The 17,680-nt window shown below is 73.2% G+C and carries 13 protein-coding genes; 3 read left to right on the top strand and 10 right to left on the bottom strand.

What is annotated here, in order from left to right; translation table 11 throughout:
- Nucleotides 1-104: 104 nt before the first annotated feature.
- Genes ABD299_RS06700 through ABD299_RS06690 form a run of 3 tightly spaced genes read right to left on the bottom strand, consistent with a single transcriptional unit; the run spans nucleotide 105 to nucleotide 3,386 of the window.
- Entirely contained in the window at nucleotides 105-2,492 is a 2,388-nt protein-coding gene (locus ABD299_RS06700; protein WP_344259579.1) for an ATP-binding cassette domain-containing protein, read from the bottom strand.
- Nucleotides 2,493-2,520: 28 nt separating this feature from the next.
- Entirely contained in the window at nucleotides 2,521-2,931 is a 411-nt protein-coding gene (locus tag ABD299_RS06695; RefSeq protein ID WP_344259578.1) for a VOC family protein, read from the bottom strand.
- A 5-nt stretch (nucleotides 2,932-2,936) separates the two neighbouring features.
- Nucleotides 2,937-3,386 (bottom strand): helix-turn-helix transcriptional regulator, encoded by a 450-nt coding sequence (locus ABD299_RS06690; protein WP_344259577.1) that lies wholly within the window; start codon nucleotides 3,384-3,386, stop codon nucleotides 2,937-2,939.
- Nucleotides 3,387-3,662: 276 nt separating this feature from the next.
- Between ABD299_RS06690 and ABD299_RS06685 the strand changes: the two genes are divergently transcribed.
- Nucleotides 3,663-4,883, top strand: a complete 1,221-nt coding sequence (locus tag ABD299_RS06685) for a S8 family peptidase (protein ID WP_344259576.1) — start codon at nucleotides 3,663-3,665, stop codon at nucleotides 4,881-4,883.
- Nucleotides 4,884-5,068: 185 nt separating this feature from the next.
- A complete protein-coding gene (locus ABD299_RS06680; RefSeq protein WP_344259575.1) occupies nucleotides 5,069-5,821 on the top strand; it encodes a GntR family transcriptional regulator in 753 nt (250 codons plus the stop codon).
- 48 nt (nucleotides 5,822-5,869) lie between these two features.
- On the opposite strand, the gene ABD299_RS06675 is transcribed toward ABD299_RS06680, so the two are convergent.
- The 7 genes from ABD299_RS06675 to ABD299_RS06645 all read right to left on the bottom strand — a co-directional run bounded on the left by ABD299_RS06675 (nucleotide 5,870) and on the right by ABD299_RS06645 (nucleotide 15,028).
- Nucleotides 5,870-8,395 carry a SpoIIE family protein phosphatase gene (locus tag ABD299_RS06675; protein WP_344259574.1) on the bottom strand — a complete coding sequence of 842 codons (2,526 nt, stop codon included), beginning with the start codon at nucleotides 8,393-8,395 and terminating at the stop codon, nucleotides 5,870-5,872.
- Nucleotides 8,396-8,481: 86 nt separating this feature from the next.
- A complete protein-coding gene (locus tag ABD299_RS06670; RefSeq protein ID WP_344259573.1) occupies nucleotides 8,482-8,682 on the bottom strand; it encodes an SPOR domain-containing protein in 201 nt (66 codons plus the stop codon).
- A 232-nt stretch (nucleotides 8,683-8,914) separates the two neighbouring features.
- The gene (locus ABD299_RS06665; protein WP_344259572.1) at nucleotides 8,915-10,930 is read right to left on the bottom strand and encodes a TPM domain-containing protein; all 2,016 of its coding nucleotides are present in this window, start codon (nucleotides 10,928-10,930) and stop codon (nucleotides 8,915-8,917) included.
- Between the two features lie 70 nt (nucleotides 10,931-11,000).
- Nucleotides 11,001-11,789, bottom strand: coding sequence for a succinate dehydrogenase/fumarate reductase iron-sulfur subunit (locus ABD299_RS06660; protein WP_344259571.1), 789 nt, complete (start codon nucleotides 11,787-11,789; stop codon nucleotides 11,001-11,003).
- Nucleotides 11,786-13,732: a fumarate reductase/succinate dehydrogenase flavoprotein subunit gene (locus tag ABD299_RS06655; RefSeq protein ID WP_344259570.1), complete on the bottom strand. Its 1,947-nt coding sequence runs from the start codon at nucleotides 13,730-13,732 to the stop codon at nucleotides 11,786-11,788. The genes ABD299_RS06660 and ABD299_RS06655 overlap by 4 nt, the downstream gene beginning before the upstream one ends.
- Nucleotides 13,733-13,780: 48 nt before the next feature.
- A complete protein-coding gene (locus ABD299_RS06650) occupies nucleotides 13,781-14,614 on the bottom strand; it encodes a hypothetical protein (protein ID WP_344259569.1) in 834 nt (277 codons plus the stop codon).
- Between the two features lie 129 nt (nucleotides 14,615-14,743).
- Complete coding sequence (locus ABD299_RS06645) at nucleotides 14,744-15,028, bottom strand: hypothetical protein (protein WP_344259568.1); 285 nt, start codon at nucleotides 15,026-15,028, stop codon at nucleotides 14,744-14,746.
- 295 nt (nucleotides 15,029-15,323) lie between these two features.
- Here ABD299_RS06645 and ABD299_RS06640 point away from each other — a divergent pair, with 295 nt between their 5' ends.
- The gene (locus ABD299_RS06640) at nucleotides 15,324-17,588 is read left to right on the top strand and encodes an ABC transporter family substrate-binding protein (RefSeq protein ID WP_344259567.1); all 2,265 of its coding nucleotides are present in this window, start codon (nucleotides 15,324-15,326) and stop codon (nucleotides 17,586-17,588) included.
- Nucleotides 17,589-17,680: the final 92 nt, after the last annotated feature.

The following is a 17,680-nucleotide window of genomic DNA, read 5'->3' as shown; positions in this document are numbered from 1 at the left end:
GCCGCGGCCCCCGTACCTGCATCGGCCCGCCCCGGAGCCGAACCGGCTCCGGGGCGGGCGGCGTGCCGCCCCTGCCCGGGCGGGTGCCGGGCAGGGGGCGCGTGTCAGGGGGCGATGTAGTCGGCGAGGTGGCGGGCGGTGAGGGTGGAGCGGGCGGCGACGAGATCGGCGGGGGTGCCCTCGAAGACGATCTGCCCGCCGTGGTGGCCGGCGCCGGGACCCAGGTCGATGATCCAGTCGGCGTGGGCCATGACGGCCTGGTGGTGCTCGATGACGATGACCGAGGTGCCGGAGTCGACGAGCCGGTCCAGCAGGCCGAGCAACTGCTCGACGTCGGCGAGGTGCAGGCCGGTGGTCGGCTCGTCGAGGACGTAGACGCCGCCCTTCTCGCCCATCCGGGTGGCCAGCTTGAGCCGCTGCCGCTCGCCGCCCGAGAGCGTGGTGAGCGGCTGCCCGAGGCTGAGGTAGCCCAGGCCGACATCGGCCAGCCGGCGGAGGATGGCATGCGCGGCCGGCGTGCGGGCCTCGCCGGAGCCGAAGAACTTCTCCGCCTGGGCCACCGACATGGCCAGCACCTCGCTGATGTCGCGGCCCGCGAGGTGGTGCTCCAGCACCGCCGCCTGGAACCGCTTGCCCTCGCACTCCTCGCATGTGGTGGCCACCCCCGCCGCCATGGCCAGGTCCGTGTAGATGACGCCTGCGCCGTTGCAGGTGGGGCAGGCGCCCTCGGAGTTGGCGCTGAAGAGTGCCGGCTTGACGCCGTTGGCCTTCGCGAAGGCCTTGCGGATCGGGTCCAGCAGCCCGGTGTACGTCGCCGGGTTGCTGCGCCGGGAGCCGCGGATCGCGCTCTGGTCGACCGACACCGCACCGGCATCGGCGGGCATGGACCCGTGCACCAGCGAGCTCTTGCCGGACCCGGCGACGCCCGTGACGACGACCAGCACCCCGAGCGGGATGTCGACATCGACATCGCGCAGGTTGTGCGCCCGCGCACCCCGGATCTCCAGCGTGCCGGTGGGCGTGCGGACCTTCTCCTTCAGCGCGGCCCGGTCGTCGAGATGACGGCCGGTGAGGGTGCCGCTGCCCCGCAGCCCCTCGACGGTTCCCTCGAAGCAGACGGTGCCGCCCTCCGTACCGGCACCGGGGCCGAGGTCGACCACGTGGTCGGCGATCGCGATCGTCTCCGGCTTGTGCTCCACGACGAGCACGGTGTTGCCCTTGTCCCGCAGCCGCAGCAGCAGGCCGTTCATCCGCTGGATGTCGTGGGGGTGCAGGCCGCTGGTGGGCTCGTCGAAGACGTAGGTGACGTCGGTGAGCGAGGAGCCGAGGTGCCGGACCATCTTGGTGCGCTGCGCCTCACCGCCGGACAGGGTGCCCGACGGCCGGTCGAGCGAGAGATAGCCCAGCCCGATCTCGGTGAACGAGTCGAGGGTGCGCCGCAGCGCGGTGAGCAGCGGTGCCACCGACGGTTCACCGAGGCCGCCGACCCACTCGGACAGGTCGCTGATCTGCATCGCGCAGGCGTCGGCGATGCTGACCCCCTTGATCTTCGAGGTGCGGGCGGCCTCGTTGAGCCGGGTGCCGCCGCAGTCGGGGCAGTCGGTGAAGGTGACGGCCCGGTCCACGAACGCCCGGATGTGTGGCTGCATCGCCTCCCGGTCCTTGGAGAGGAACGACTTCCGCACCCGGGGGACAAGCCCCTCGTAGGTCAGGTTGGTGTTCTCGATCCGGACCTTGACCGGCTCGCGGTGGAGGAAGTCGTGCAGCTCCTTGTCGGTGTAGTCGCGGATCGGCTTGTCCGGGTCGAGGAAGCCCGAGGCCGTGAACATCCGCACCATCCAGCCGTCCGCCTTGTAGCCGGGGATGGTGATCGCGCCCTCGGCCAGCGACCTGCTGTCGTCGTAGAGCTGGGTCAGGTCGATGTCGGAGACCGTGCCCCGGCCCTCGCAGCGCGGACACATGCCGCCGGTGACGGAGAAGGTCTTCTTCTCTGTGCGGCCGGCGCCGCGCTCGACGGTGATCGAGCCGGCCGCCCGCACCGACGGGACGTTGAAGGAGTACGCGTTGGGGGAGCCGATGTGCGGCTGTCCCAGCCTGCTGAACAGGATGCGCAGCATCGCGTTGGCGTCGGTGGCGGTGCCGACCGTGGAGCGGGCGTTGGCGCCCATCCGCTCCTGATCGACGATGATGGCCGTCGTCAGCCCTTCCAGCACGTCCACCTCGGGCCGGGCCATCGACGGCATGAAGCCCTGCACGAAGGCGCTGTAGGTCTCGTTGATCAGCCGCTGCGACTCCGCGGCGATCGTGTCGAACACCAGCGAGCTCTTGCCCGAGCCGGAGACCCCGGTGAACACCGTCAGGCGGCGCTTGGGGATCTCGACGCTGATGTCCTTGAGGTTGTTCCCGCGTGCCCCCTGTACGCGGATCAGGTCGTGGCTGTCGGCGGCGTGCGGCGCGGACGCCTGGGTGTTCGTGTCCCCGGCCGTGCTCATCGTGTGTTCCCCTCCTCGGGCTGACGGCTCAGCGCAGCTCCTGGATGCGGACCAGGTTGCCCGCGGGGTCGCGGACGGCGCAGTCGCGCATGCCGTAGGGCTGTTCGGTGGGCTCCTGGACGATCTCGGTGTCGCTCGCCAGGAGCCGCGTGAAGGTGGCGTCCAGGTCCCTGGTGGCCAGCAGGATCCAGCCGTAGGTGCCCTTGGCCATCATCTCGGTGATGGTGCGGCGCTCGTCGTCGGTGATGCCGGGGTCGGTGGCGGGCGGGGCCAGCAGGATGGAGGTCCCGGGCGTGCCGGCCGGGCCGACGGTGATCCAGCGCATCGTTCCGCTGCCGACGTCGTTGCGGACCTCGAAGCCGAGGGCGTCCCGGTAGAAGGCCAGGGAGGCCTCCGGGTCGCTGTGCGGGAGGAAGGCGGCGTGAATGGTGATGTCCATGGCCGTCACGCTAGCTGCGGCTCTGCGGCCGGGGCTTCTCGATTCCTGATCGGTCTTGTCACCTGTTTCGCCAGGCACGGCGGCATGCCCTCCGTCGTGCGTGCTGCCCGGCGCCGGTAGACGCTCGGCGGCACACCGACCAGTTCGGTGAAGCGCGTGCTGAAGGTGCCCAGCGAGGAGCAGCCGACCGCGAAGCAGACCTCGGTGACGCCGAGGTCGCCGCGGCGCAGCAGGGCCATCGCGCGCTCGATGCGACGCGTCATCAGGTAGGAGTACGGCGGTTCGCCGAAGGCGAGCCTGAACTCACGGCTGAGGTGCCCGGCCGACATGTGGACATCCCGGGCGAGCGCCTGGACGTCCAGCGGCTGCCTGTACTCCCGGTCGATGCGGTCGCGGACGCGGCGCAGCCGCGCGAGGTCCTGCAGGCGCTGGGCCGAGGCGGGTCTGCTGGTCACCCGGGAGATGGTGCCACGCCCCACCGACAGTGCCCGGGAGCCGCAACGGGGGAGGCCGTGCCTGCCTGCCGGGCGAGCCCGCGGGCGGCCGTGCGGGGTCGCTACTTCGGGTGAAAGCGCTGTGCCGGACGGTCCGATCCGGGTTGGGTTCCCCCTGACGGGAATAGATAGCGCACAGTGTCCGGGCGATTGCTTGTGGTGATTGCCGGGCGGGTCAGCGTGGCTCCGAGGCCGGCCGATGGCCTCGTGCCGCCGCGTCCGTGAGAGGAGCGAGCGATGGCAGGGAAGGGCAGTAGGACAGGGGGCGGGCACAGGCCGCTGCGGGGGGTGGTGCCGGCCGCGGTGGCGGCGGCGGTGATGCTGGCAACGGCGGCCGCGCTTCCGGCGGCGGAGCCGCCCCCGGCCGGCGAAATCCTCAACGCGGGATCGGACACCGCTATCGAGGGAAGCTACATCGTCTCCTTCGCCGATGCCGGAGTGGAGGCGGCCTCCACCCGTGGCGCGGAGTTGGCGGCTTCCTACGGCGCGCAGATCACCACGGTCTACAAGCGCGCGATCAACGGCTACGCGATCGAGGCGTCCGAGGAGCAGGCGAAACGGTTCGCGGCCGACCCGGCGGTGGACGCGGTGGTGCAGAACGAGCGGGTGCGGCTGTCCGCCGAGACCCAGCCGTCGCCGCCGTCCTGGGGGCTGGACCGGATCGACCAGCCGCGGCTGCCGCTGGACCGGCGCTACACCTATCCGGAACACGGCGGCGAGGGCGTCACCGCCTACATCATCGACACCGGGATCCACCACGGGCACACCGACTTCGAGGGCCGCGCCGCCCCGGGCTTCGACGCCTACGGAGGGAACGGCGAGGACGCCCACGGGCACGGCACGCACGTGGCGGGAACGACGGCGGGAGCCGCTCACGGGGTCGCCAAGAAGGCCTCGCTGGTCTCGGTGAAGGTCCTCGACGAGAGCGGCAGCGGCAGCCTGGAGACGGTGGTCGCCGGGATCGACTGGGTGACGGAGAACGCCGAGCGCCCCGCGGTGGCCAACATGAGTCTGGGTGCCCGCGCCACCGATCTGCTCGACGACGCGGTGCGCAACTCGGTGGCGTCCGGGATCACCTACGTGGTGGCCGCCGGCAACGAGAGTCAGCTCGCCTCGCAGGTCTCCCCGGCCCGGGTGGCCGAGGCGATCACCGTCGCCGCCACCGGACGCAGCGACGTGCGGGCGCTGTACTCCAACTGGGGCCCGGCCGTGCAGGTCTTCGCTCCGGGCTCGGACATCACCTCCGCCTGGACCGGCGGTGACCGGGCCACCCGCACCATCAGCGGCACCTCCATGGCGGCTCCGCACGTGGCGGGCGCCGCGGCCCTGTATCTCGCGGAGCACCCGCAGGCGTCGCCGCGGCAGGTCGCGGGGGCCATCGACGAGGCGGCCGTGCCCAACCGGGTGATCCTGGCGGGACTGGGTACCCCGAACAAACTTGTGCAGGTCCAGCCCTGACACCCCGTGACGACACGGCGGATGAGGCGGGGGTGTCCGGGGCGTGCGTCGTCGTTCGCGTGACACCTGAACAGGGGTCATCACTTCGAGTGAAACCCTGGCCGTCTCTTGCCGCCCCCGACGCCGCGTTGTCAAGCTGGTCCCGATTCGTCCACCCCGTACGGGGTGTGTCCCTGGGAGGGTCCGTGCCGTTCGGTGAGCAGCCCGCATATCTCCGAGTCGCCGACGATCTCCGGCGGCAGATCGCCGACGGGTCCCTGCCGCCGCACACCCGGCTGCCCTCACAGGCCGGCATCCGTGCCGCCTACGGCGTGTCCGACACGGTCGCACTGGAGGCCCGCAAGGTGCTCATGGCCGAGGGGCTGGTGGAGGGCAGGTCCGGTTCCGGCACCTACGTGCGCGAACGGCCCGAGCCGCGCCGGATCTCGCGCAGTGGCTACCGGATCATCGGTGACGGCAGTGTCTTCCGGCAGGAGCAGGCCGACGACCGGGTGAGCGGCAGCTGGGAGGGCCGCAGTGAGCGCCAGGAGGCCGCTCCCGGCATCGCGGCCCGGCTGGGCGTCGACCCGGGCGAGGAGGTGATGTGCACCCGCTACGTGTTCCGCACCGGGAGCGAGACGGTCATGCTCTCCACCTCGTGGGAGCCGCTGCTGCTCACCGGGAAAACCCCGGTGATGCTTCCCGAGGAGGGGCCGCTGGCGGGCCGGGGGGTGGTCGAGCGGATGGCGGCCATCGACGTGCAGGTGGACAACGTCGACGAGGAGGTGGGAGCCCGCCCGGCGCTGGCCGCCGAGGCGGCAGTGCTGGGCGGCCTTCCCGGGCATGTGGTGCTGGTGATCACCCGCACCTTCCGGGCCGGCGGCCGCCCGGTGGAGACGGCCGACGTGGTGCTCCCGGCCGACCGGTACCGCGCGGGGTACCACCTGCCGGTCCGCTGACCGGGCGGGGCGGCGGGGAGGGCCGCCCGGGTTCCCGGCGACCGCGGGTCAGCGCGGCGGAGCGCCGGCCTCCGGCGGAAGGCCGAGCTCGAACCACACCGTTTTTCCCGGGGGTTCCGGCCTGGTTCCCCACCGGAGCGACTCGCGCGCCACCAGTTGCAGTCCCCGGCCTCCCTCGTCCTCCGGGCCGGGCGCCCGCCGCAGCGGCGGATCGGCGGTCGGGTCCGACACCTCGATGCGCAGCGAACTGCCGCGCTCCATGCGCACCTCGACAGGTCCGTGGGCATAGCGCAGCGCGTTGGTGAACAGCTCGCTGACCATCAGCACGGAGTCGTCGATGACGGACAGCAGGTTCCAGTGCAGAAGCGTCTGCCGCACCGCTGCCCGGACACGGCGGACGGCCGGGGGTTCGGCGGGGAAGGTCCAGGCCGCCGTGCGGACACCGGCCCCGGCTCCGGGCAGGCCGTCGACCTGGGCGACGAGCAGCGCGATGTCATCGGCGAGTCCCCGGGCGGTGCCGTTCTCCCCCGGCCGGATGCCCAGCGCCGCGAGCACCTCCTCGCACAGGGCGTCGAGGGAGGGTGTGCGCCCGGTGGTGCGGGTGGAGAGCAGTGCGCTGAGCCGGTCGATGCCCGCGGTGATGTCCTCGCCGCGTTTCTCGATGAGGCCGTCGGTGTAGAGCACGAGGATCGCGCCCAGGGGCGTCTGGAGCTCGCGCTCCTCGAACACGACGCCCTCCACGCCCAGCGGGCCGCCGGTGGGCAGGTCGAGGGGCGCTGCCGTCCAGCTCCCGCTGTCCCGGCCGGAGGTCATGAGGACCGGCGGCGGGTGTCCGGCGAGAGCGATGGTGCAGCTGTGCCGGGCGGGGTCGTGCACGGCGTACGCGCAGGTGGCCATCAGCGGTTCGTCGGGCCCGGGAGCCAGGTCGTCGGCGAGCCCGTTCACGCGGTGCAGTAGTTCGGCGGGCGGCAGCCCGAGCCCGGCCAGCGTGCGCACGGCGGTCCGCAGCCGTCCCATGGTGGCGGCGGCCCGCAGGCTGTGGCCCATGACGTCACCCACCACGAACGCCGTGCGGCCCCCGGTGAGCGGGATCACGTCGAACCAGTCGCCTCCCGCCTCCGACTGCGAGCTGCTGGGCACGTACCGGTAGCCGAGGCGCACGCCGGGAAGGGAGGGGACGTGCTGCGGCAGCAGGCTGCGCTGGAGCATCAGGGCGCTTTCCCGCTCCCGGGTGTAGAGCCGCGCGTTGTCCAGGGAGATGCTGGCCCGGTTCGCTATCTCCATGGCAAGGGCCAGATCGTCGTGGTCGAAGCCGTCCCGCTCGCCGGCGCGGCTGACGATCAGCAGGCCGAGCACGGTGCCGCGGGCCCGCAGCGGCACGGTCAGCAGGGAGTGGATGGCGAGGTCGTGGGCTGCCTCGACCCTGGGATCCTGGGCGAAGCTGACGGCGCGCAGCTCCCGGGACCCCACCAGGGCGGGGTTTCCCGAGGTGAGCACCGAGCCGAGGATGGACTCCGGCTCGAAGTCCACGGTCTGTCCCATCCGCAGCAGCCGGTCCACGGCGGGTGTGTGGGTCCTGGCGGCGGCGCCGAACTGGGTCAGGGGCGAGGAGGTGAGCCGGTCGGGGTCGGGCAGCTCACCGCCGTGGGCCACGGCGTCGAACAGCAGCACGGAGGAGTAGTCCCCGAAGCGGGGGACCAGGATCTGGGCCAGGGTTTCGGCGATGCGCCGGACGTCGAGGTGGTCGCCGAGCACGATGCCGACGTCGTCCAGCAGGGACAGCCGCTGCCGCGCGCGTTCGATCTTTTCCAGGGCCTCGCGCCGCTCGGTGATGTCCATGATCGTGCAGCCGACCCCGAGGGTCTTCCCCGAGCCGTCGGTGAGGCGGCCCAGGGAGACCGAGCGGGCGCCGCGGCCGTCGGGGGCGATGGTGACGAGGTCGATGACGGATCGTCCGGTCTCCAGGACCTCCTCCTGGATCCTCTCGAGCTGCCCGGCGCCCGGCGAGGGCAGGATCTCGGGGAGGGTGCGGCCCAGCAGGCTGCCGGCGGAGACGCCCTGCAGCCGGCACAGCGCCTCGTTCACCCGGATCAGGCGCCGGTCGGTGTCGAAGATCCCGATGCCCAGGGGGGAGGCGGAGAAGAGCGCGTCGAGCGCGGCGAGGTCGTGCTCCAGAGGCCGCAGCCGCTCGGTTTCCACGAGATTGGCGAGAATGAACGGGGTTCCGGAGCTGTCCCGCATCAGGGCGGCGTGGCTGTACAGCTCCACGGGCCGGCCGTCGCGGTGGAGGACGGTGAGGGTGCCCTGCCAGCGGGTCTCCCGGTGCAGGCTGCGGTAGATGTGCACACCGGGGTCGGGGGCGCCCTCGGGCAGCAGGGAGGTGAGGTGACGCCCGACCACCTGGGTGTCCGACCAGCCGAGGATCTCCTCGGTCGTCGGGCTCCACAGCAGGATGCGGCCCCGGGCGTCCATCATGACCACGCCCGAGCGCAGGACGTCGAGCAGCGTGTGCGGCGTCGTCCGCGTCAGCGCTCCCGCCGGGGAGCCCCGCTCGGCCGAAGGACTCGTGCTCACGCTCTCCACGCCCCTGCTCGGATGATTCTCCGGCCACCGCCGGAGAAAGCGGACAAAACAGTCCACCTATCCGATTGTGCACGTGGTCAGCGGCGCGCGCTGTCTCCCTGTGCGACGCGCTCCACCAGGTAGCGGCCCGCCGTGCTCCTCGGGTGTGCGCCGGAGCCCAGCTCCAGACGGCGGACGAGGCGCTGTGCCTCCGCCCGTGTCGCGCAGTGTCCTACCCGGTAGCGGCTGCCGTTCTCGTCCTGCCGGATCACCTGCCAGGGCAGGTTGCTCTCGCTCATTCCTCACCCCCGGTCCGCATATGCCCGACCCTACGTCAGCGCCTCACCCCCCGCACACGTATCAGGCCATCGAAGCGGCCGGTGGGCGGGGGCGTACGCCGGGGTGTGGACCGGCGCGGCGGATGCTGCGCGCTCTTGGGGTTCCGCCGTGCGCCCGCCGGGGGATCACGGGGCACACCCTCGTTGCGCCGGACGGGTGAACGACGGCCCCTGCCCGGGCGCGGCCGGACGCTCAGCCGCCGTTCGACGGCATCCGGCTGCCGGGCCCGCCGAACCGTGCCGCTCCCGTCCCGTCCGGCAGCAGGATGCCGGCCTCCCGTGCCATGGTCTCCCCTGGACCGCCGTCCGCCGCGGCGGCGCCGTTCCGCCTCCGCGGGGCACCGTTCTCCCCGGCAGGGGCCCTGCGGTCCACATCCTGCTGGGCGAGCCGGTAGGCCTGCCGGGCCAGCGCGTCGGCGCCCAGCATCAGCCGCAGCGCCGACCGCGGATCCTGGGACGTGACCGCTGCCGCCCGTGCCCGGCAGCGCTCGGCCTCGGACAGCGCCGTGCGGGCCGGGCAGCCCACCCGTCCGCGCCGGGTGGTCACAAAGTCCTGGGCGGCGGCCAGTTCACCCTGAACCACCAGCAGCGCCAGCTCCAGCAGCTCCCGGGCCCGCTCCCGCCCGGCCTCCGGGTCCCGTACGCCGTCCAGGGCGTCGCTGAGGGCCGCTCCCGCCATCAGCAGCCGGCGCACCGCTGCGAACGGCTCCCGGCCGCCTGTCACCGGCTCGTCCTCCGCCTGCCGCAGCAACTCCGCCGTCCGGTCCGCCGCCTCCCCCAGCCCTTCCGGCCCGGTGCCCCTGCCCGCCGCCTCCCGGGCCCGGGCCAGGTCCGCCGCGGCCGTCTCCCGGGCCCGCCGTTCCTCCTGCTCCGCGGCACGCAGCTCCGCCGCGCGCCGCCCGACGGCGCCGGCCAGCAGCTCGGCCTGGTCCACCGCCGACTCCGCCGCCCGGACGGCCGCGGCCGCCCGCTGCCGGTCACCGGTCTCCACCGCCAGGTCCGCGTCCGCCAGCCGCCCGGCCGCGAACGCCAGCCGGGCCCCGGCCTCCCGCGGATGGTCTCGCACCGGTGCGAGGCAGGCCATGGCGTAGCGCGACATCAGCCCGTCCAGGACCGAGGCCGCGTCGCTCACCCGTTCCCCGGCCGCGTCCCATCGACGGCGCGCCTCCCGCAGCGCGCTCGCCGGGTCTCCTGCCAGGTCCCGCAACCGCGCGAACGGGACCGCCGCGTCGTCCAGGTGCCGGGCGGCCATGGCGCACGACCGGAGAATTCCGTTGAGCACCCGCCGCCGCTCCTCCTCGGGCTGCCGTGGGCCGGCCTCGTCCAGCCGGAGCCGCAGCCGGAACGCCGCGGTGGTCTCCCTGACCGCGGCCGTGGTCGCGTCCCGGAAGGGCCGGGCCTCCGCCCCGGCCCGCGCCTCCGCCCCGGCCCGCGCCTCCGCCCAGCCCAGCTCCTCGATGCTGGTGCGCACCGCGTCGTCCAGCTCGATCAGCGCCTCCCGGGCGGCCGTCTCCAGCGCGGCCGTCGGCGGGCCGCCACCCGCCGGGGCGGGCCGGCGGGCCGGGCCCGGGCGCCCGTCCGGCCGCCTGCCGCGGCTGTACAGCAGGACGCCCAGCGCGGCGGCGGAGCCCACCAGCAGCAGGGGAAGCAGCACGCTGCCGCCGCCGGTGCCGGTGGTCCGCCCCGGCTGTTCCTCTCCGCGCACCGCCAGCGGGCCCGGAATGGCGTTGCCGCTGAGCGCCGCCGCGTAGCCGTGCGCGGCCCCGATGGCCGCGCCGGACCAGTCCTCGTTCCGCAGTGCCGGTTCGATCGCGATGCTCGACACCTGGGCGAGGGTGTCCGCCGTCAGTCCGCTGGCCGGCGGGGCGTGCACCGCGTGCAGCCGCTCGCCGGTGGCCACGGCCAGGAGTACGTCGCTGCTGCCCAGGCCGCTCCGCTTCGCGGTGGCGTCCGCCCACTCCTGGGCGCCGCGCCCGGCGAACTCGCCCACATACACCACGTGGAGGCGCAGCCGCTGCTGGCGGTGCAGCCGGTCCAGGGCCCGGCGGACCTCGGACTCGCGCCCGTGGAGCACGCCGACCCGGTCGGTGATGCCCTCCGCCTGCTCCAGCTCCGCCGGCCCCGCCGCCGGGGCGCCGGCCACGGACCAGCCCAGCAGCAGGACGGTCCCGCAGCACAGCGCGGCAAGCAGCAGGCGTACAGGGTGCACCGTGCCCACGTTAGGTGCGGTATGCCCGGTATGCGACCGCGAGGCCTCCGGCCGGGGTGCGTCCGGAGGATCAGTCCTTCGCGCCCCGCCGGCGGATTCTGCTGCCGAGCCACACCAGCGGGTCGTACTTCCGGTCGGCCACCCGCTCCTTCATGGGGATGAGCGAGTTGTCGGTGATCTTGATGTTCTCCGGGCACACGTCGGTGCAGCACTTGGTGATGTTGCAGTACCCCAGGCCGTGCTCCTCCTGGGCACTGCGTGCGCGGTCCACCCCCTGCGACGCGGCGTCGTCGAGCGGGTGCATGTCCAGCTCGGCGATCCGCATGAGGAACCGGGGGCCGGCGAAAGCCTCCTTGTTCTCCTCGTGATCCCGGATCACATGGCAGACGTTCTGGCACAGGAAGCACTCGATGCACTTGCGGAACTCCTGCGACCGCTCCACATCCTCCTGGCGCATGCGGTACTCGCCGGGACCCACTCCCTCCGGAGGCACGAAGGAAGGGATCTCCCGGGCCTTGCGGTAGTTGTGGCTGACGTCCGTCACCAAGTCCCTGACCACCGGGAAGGTCCGCATCGGAGTGACCGTGACGGTCTCCCCGGGGTCGAACAGCGACATCCTGGTCATGCACAGCAACTGGGGCCGGCCGTTGACCTCGGCGCTGCAGGAGCCGCACTTGCCCGCCTTGCAGTTCCAGCGCACCGCGAGGTCGGGCGCCTGGGTCGCCTGCAGGCGATGAATGATGTCCAGGACCACCTCGCCGTCGTTGACCCGGACGGTGAAATCCTCCAGCGCCCCGGAGCCGGCATCGCCGCGCCAGACCTTGAAGTGGGCGTCGTAGCTGCTGCTCGCCGTGGTCACTCGCTCGTCAGCTCCTCGTCGGTCAGGTACTTCGCCAGCTCGTCGCGTTCGAACAGGGAGAGCAGATCGGGGCGCACGGGCGGCAGGTCCCGCCGGGCCAGGGCGATCCGCCCGTCGTCCGCCGCGGGCTCCGGATCCGTCCGGAGGGTGCACAGCAGATTCACCCGGCGCCAGGCACGCTCCATCGCCGGATGGTCGTCCCGGGTGTGTCCGCCGCGGGACTCGGTGCGCTCCAGTGCCGCCCGCGCGACGCACTCGCTGACCAGCAGCATGTTCCGCAGGTCCAGGGCCAGGTGCCAGCCGGGGTTGTACTGCCGGTGCCCCTCCACGGCGACCCGCCGCGCCCGCTGCCGCAGTTTCTTGAGCTGCCGCAGTGCCTCGGCCATCTCCGGTTCGCTCCGGATGATCCCCACGAGATCGTTCATGATCTGCTGAAGGTCCTGGTGGACGGTGTAGGGGTTCTCCGGCGGGAGGCCGGAACCGGGCTCCGGTTCCCCGGCGGCCGGGTGGAACGGGCGTACGGCCTCCTCTGCCGCGGCCTCGACGGCGGCGTCGGACACCGAGGGGCGGCCGGACTCCTCCAGGGAGGCGGCGTACCGCGCCGCGTGCAGCCCGGCACGGCGGCCGAAGACCAGGAGGTCGGAGAGAGAGTTGCCGCCCAGCCGGTTGGAGCCGTGCATGCCGCCGGCTACCTCGCCCGCGGCGAACAGCCCCGGGACTCCCGTGGCCGCCGCGGTGTCCGGGTCCACGTCGACGCCGCCCATGACGTAATGGCAGGTGGGCCCCACTTCCATCGGCTCGGCGGTGATGTCGACATCGGCCAGCTCCTTGAACTGGTGGTGCATCGACGGCAGCCGCCGCTTGATCTCCTCGGCCGGCTTCCGCGTGGAGATGTCGAGGAACACTCCGCCGTGCGGGGAGCCGCGGCCGGCCTTCACCTCGGCGTTGATCGCCCGGGCAACCTCGTCCCTGGGCAGCAGCTCCGGGGGCCTGCGATGAGCGGCCGGGTCGTCGTACCAGCCGTCGGCCTCGGCCTCGTCCTCGGCGTACTGCTCGCGGAAGACGTCCGGAATGTAGTCGAACATGAAGCGCCGGCCGTCGCTGTTCAGCAGGACGCCGCCGTCGCCGCGCACCGACTCCGTCACCAGGATGCCCTTGACGGACGGCGGCCAGACCATGCCCGTCGGGTGGAACTGCACGAACTCCATGTTCACCAGGGGGGCGCCGGCCAGCAGAGCCAGGGCGTGGCCGTCGCCGGTGTACTCCCAGGAGTTGGACGTCACCTTGAAGGACTTGCCCACCCCTCCGGTGGCCAGCACCACGGCGGGGGCCTGAAGGACGAAGAAGCGGCCGGACTCCCGCTCGTACCCGAAGACGCCGGCCACCCGCCCGCCGGCGCCGTCCTCCGTGAGGACCCGGGTGACCGTGCATTCCTGGAAGACCTTCAGCCGGGCCTCGTGATCACCGTGCCGGGCGGCGTCCTCCTGCTGGAGGGCGACGACCCGCTGCTGGAGGGCACGGATCAGCTCCAGGCCCGTGCGGTCCCCGACGTGGGCCAGGCGGGGGTACTCGTGTCCGCCGAAGTTCCGCTGGGAGATCCGGCCGTCCTTCGTCCGGTCGAACAGCGCGCCCCAGGCCTCCAGCTCCCAGACCCGGTCCGGCGCCTCGCGCGCGTGCAGTTCGGCCATCCGCCACTGGTTGAGGAACTTCCCGCCCCGCATGGTGTCGCGGAAGTGCACCTGCCAGTTGTCCGCCTCGTTCGCGTTGCCCATGCTGGCCGCGATCCCGCCCTCGGCCATCACCGTGTGGGCCTTGCCGAACAGGGACTTGCAGACCACGGCGGTCCGCAGACCCTGCTCGCGGGCCTCGATCGCGGCCCGCAGCCCGGCTCCGCCGGCCCCGACGATCACCACGTCCCACGCCTGTCGCTCCACTGTGCTCATCGTTCGCGCTTCTCCCCTTCTCGGCGGGCTGTCGGTCCGCGGTCCGTGTCAGAACAGCACCGGGTCGGTGATGCGCCCGGTGGCCAGCAGGTAGACGTAGAAGTCCGCCACGGCCAGGCTGACCAGCGAGGCCCAGGCGTACTCCATGTGCCGGCCGTTCAGCCGGCTGGTCCACGTCCACAGCCGGTAGCGCACCGGGTGCCGGGAGAAGCTCTTGAGCCGGCCGCCCATGATGTGGCGGCAGGAGTGGCAGGAGAGGGTGTAGGCCCATACCAGGGCGATGTTCGCCACCATGATCACCGTCCCCAGGCCCATGTGCCCCCACTCGTAGTCCGCGTTGCGGAACCCGAGAACGGCGTCGTAGGTGAGGATCACCGCGATGACCACGGCCGGGTAGAAGAAGTAACGGTGGATGTTCTGCAGCACCAGCGGGAAGCGGGTCTCGCCGGTGTAGGCGCGGTGCGGCTCGGCCACCGCGCAGGCCGGCGGGGATGCCCAGAACGCGCGGTAGTAGGCCTTGCGGTAGTAGTAGCAGGTCAGCCGGAACCCCAGGGGCAGGGCCAGGAAGATCAGCGCCGGGGAGAGCGTCCACCAGTCGCCGAACAGCGGCCAGTTGGGGCCCGCCTTCATGTCGGCGCAGTTCTCCGCCAGACAGGGGGAGTAGAACGGCGAGACGTAGGGGGCCGCGTAGTAGTGCGCGTTGCTGAAGGCCCGCCAGGTGGCGTACACGACGAAGGCGGTCAGCACCACGACGGTGATCGTGGGCGCCAGCCACCACCGGTCGGTCCGCAGGTGCCGGGCGCCGACGGGCGCCCGGCCGGGTCCGTTGACGCCGCCGCGGGGCGGGGTGGGGGATGCGGGAGGTTCGGTTTCGGTGGCCAAGGGTGTCTCCGGTCGGGGACTGCCTGGGGGAGTCCGTCGGGCAGGGAGGGCGTGGCGGGAAGGCCTTCGGGAGCGGACGCGGCCCCTCACGGGACCGCCGTCACGGATGGCGGGCGGCCGGCATGCCGGTCAGGGCGCCCGGCGGCCGCCCGCTCCCAGGCCCTCGTCGTCGGAATCGGTCCACAGCCGGCGGTCGTAAGGCGCCTCCGGAACGGTGATCATCTCGTGATGCGCGGCGGACGGAGGGGGAGCCGCCGCCGCCAGCAGCGCCAGGCTCTCGCGCAGGTGGTCCGTGTCGCTGCGGACCCGCCGGACCTCCAGTGGGCTGCCCAGCTCCTGCTCCAGCCTGCTCACGCATCTGGCGAGACCCTCCAGGCATCGCTGAGCGGCGTGCAGCTCATCGTGCAGTGACATCGCGTACCACCTCCAGTGGTGGTCGAAGCACCGGACGATGCGAGTGTGACGCGCGACACAGTGGGTTGGGAAGGGCGCTGCACCGGTTTCCCCCCAATGGGTGGCCGGATCCTTGCGTCCGGGCCGCCCGGCCGGTGTCCGCGGCGGACCCTTGGCCCGGTCGGGTGGCTCGCCGTGGACCCTCGCCGTGTCGTCCGGCCGGGGAGCCGCGGGACGACTTCAGTGGAGTAATACATGTGATCAGCCGGAAAGCTGGGCGGATCGCACAGGGCCGGCGGACCCCGGAGGTAACACCATGTCAGGCCTGTCAGCGACCGGCACCGCCGCGCGGTGGTGCCCGGCCCGGCGATACGCGGCGGCTCTCGTCACGGCGGCGCTGCTCGCCCCCGCACTGGCGGGATGCGGAGGTGCCCGGGAGGGGGTGAGCGGGGCCGGCGGCACCGGCTGGGCCGTCGCCCGCGCCGACCGCTCCGAACTCGCCCGGGGGTCCGCCGTCACCTGGGGAATCGACCGGCTGCCCGACACCTTCAACGCCTTCCGGTACGACGCCGGGCCGGTCACCGACCAGGTGGCCGCCGCGGTGCTGCCGACGCTGTTCACCCTGGACGAGCACGGCCGGCCCCAGCTGAACGAGGAATACCTGGTCTCCGCCGAGATCACCGCGCGCGAACCCCGGCAGACCGTCCGCTACACGCTCCACCCGGACGCGGCCTGGAGCGACGGCGAACCCCTGTCCGCGGCGGACTTCGAGGCGCAGTGGGAGGCCCTCGGCGGCCAGGACAGCGCCTACTGGTCGGCCCGGAACGTCGGCTACGACCGGGTGGAGAAGGTCGGCCCGGGCCCCGCCCCGCACCAGGTCGATGTCACCTTCACCAAGCCCTACGCCGACTGGAAATCACTGTTCACACCGCTCTACCCGCGCTCGGTGACGGGACAGGCGCGCAGCTTCAACGACGGGTCCCGCACCGGCCTTCCCGCCACCGCCGGCCCCTTCGCGCTGGACGAGGTCGACCGGGGGGAGGGAACCATCCGCCTGGTCCGCAGCAAGGAATGGTGGGGCACCCCCGCGCTGCTGGACGAACTCGTCTTCACCGAGGTGCCGTTCGACCAGCGGCGGGACGCCCTCACCAGCGGCAGGCTCGACGTGGTGGAGGTCGGGCCGGGCGAGGCCGGCCGGATCCGCTCGGCCGCCGAGCGGCGCCCCGGCGCCGCGGCGCCCGACGGGGCGACCAGCCTGGTGAGCAGCCGGCAGGAGATCGCCGAGGCCATGCAGCGCTGGGCGCGGGCCCGCCTGGAGCTGGAGTCGGCCCGGGACACGGGCCGCGACAGCGCGCGGAAGGAGCGCGCCCGCACCCGGGCGGCGGCGCTGGCGGCACGGGCCGCCGAGCACCACGCCGAGACCGTGGCCGCGGCCGAACGGCTGCGCCACCGGACCTTCGCCGCGCGCGAGGAGGAGGTCAGGAAGCGGCTGCGCGGCTACACCGTGCACCGCGCCTACGCCCCCGCGTACACCCAGCTGGCCATGAACGGGCGCAGCGAGGTGCTGAGCGACGAGCGGGTCCGCTGGGCGATCGCGCGGGCGCTGGACCGCGAGAAGCTGGCCGAGGCGGTGCACGCGCCTGCCGGGCTGCCGGTCCGCCCGCTGGGAAGCCATCTGCGGATGCCGGCCCAGCACGGTTACCGGGACACCAGCGGGGCGCTGGGGGACACCGGGCCGAAGGCCGCTGCCCAGGACCTGGAGGCGGCCGGCTGGCAGGGCCGCCCCGAGGAGTCCGCGGGCGCCGCGTACCGGCTTCGCGAGGCAGCCTCCGGCACTCCGGAGGCGGCGGCCCGCTTCACCGCCGCTCCGCCGGCGGCGAGGCTGCGTGCGGCGCTGCTCGGTCAGGCGGCGAAGGCCCAGAGCGCCGCGGCGCGCGAGGGCGGCCGGGAGGCTCCCCGGCTGGAGCGGGCCGCCCGGGACACCGCCCGGGCGGCGAAGGAGGCCGCCCGGTGGTCCCGCCTGCTGAGCGAGCGACTCGCCGCCCCGGTGCGGACCAGACAGGACGAGCAGCTGCGGCTGCGTTTCGTGGTGCCCGCGGGCGCGGGGGGCGAGGAGCTGCGGGCGACGGGCCGGCGGATCGCCGAGATGCTGGCCGGCGTCGGGGTGCGGGCCGAGCTGACCGAGGTGGACGGGGAGGAGTTCTTCGCCGAGCACATCACCTCCGGGGACTTCGATCTGGCTCTGTACTCCTGGCCCGCCACCGCCTATCCGGCCACCGACGCCCGGCCGCTGTTCGCCAAGCCGCGGGCGATCGCGGGGGGAGAACTTATCGTGGAGCAGAACTACACCCGGGTCGGCACCGACCACATCGACCAGCTGCTGGACCAGGCCGCGGGCGAACTGGACGAGAAGGAGCACGCGAAGCTGCTGGACCGCGCCGATGCGCGGATCTGGGCGGTCGCCGGCTCCGTGCCGCTCTACCAGCGCCCGCAGCTGGTGGCGGCGAGGTCGGACCTGGCGGGGGTGGGAGCCCACGGACTGGCGACGCCCCGGTACCAGGACATCGGCTACCGCAAGTGACGGACCCGGCCGGCGCCCCGGCCCCGGGCCGCCGTCCGGCGGGACAAGGGGCCACGGGGCACTGCTTTTCCGGTGCCGGCCGGCCGCACCGT

The sequence above is a fragment of the Streptomyces sodiiphilus genome (assembly GCF_039529215.1).
GTDB lineage: Bacteria > Actinomycetota > Actinomycetes > Streptomycetales > Streptomycetaceae > Streptomyces > Streptomyces sodiiphilus.
Note: the sequence above shows the minus strand (reverse complement) of the source record. Positions and strands in the feature narration are given on the sequence as shown.

Bases quoted from the DNA above. Each gene is read 5' to 3' on its own strand.
- ABD299_RS06700 (WP_344259579.1), bottom strand. From the start codon at position 2,492: ATGAGCACGGCCGGGGACACGAACACCCAGGCGTCCGCGCCGCACGCC.
- ABD299_RS06695 (WP_344259578.1), bottom strand. From the start codon at position 2,931: ATGGACATCACCATTCACGCCGCCTTCCTCCCGCACAGCGACCCGGAG.
- ABD299_RS06685 (WP_344259576.1), top strand. From the start codon at position 3,663: ATGGCAGGGAAGGGCAGTAGGACAGGGGGCGGGCACAGGCCGCTGCGG.
- ABD299_RS06670 (WP_344259573.1), bottom strand. From the start codon at position 8,682: ATGAGCGAGAGCAACCTGCCCTGGCAGGTGATCCGGCAGGACGAGAAC.
- ABD299_RS06655 (WP_344259570.1), bottom strand. From the start codon at position 13,732: ATGAGCACAGTGGAGCGACAGGCGTGGGACGTGGTGATCGTCGGGGCC.
- ABD299_RS06645 (WP_344259568.1), bottom strand. From the start codon at position 15,028: ATGTCACTGCACGATGAGCTGCACGCCGCTCAGCGATGCCTGGAGGGT.
- ABD299_RS06640 (WP_344259567.1), top strand. From the start codon at position 15,324: ATGTCAGGCCTGTCAGCGACCGGCACCGCCGCGCGGTGGTGCCCGGCC.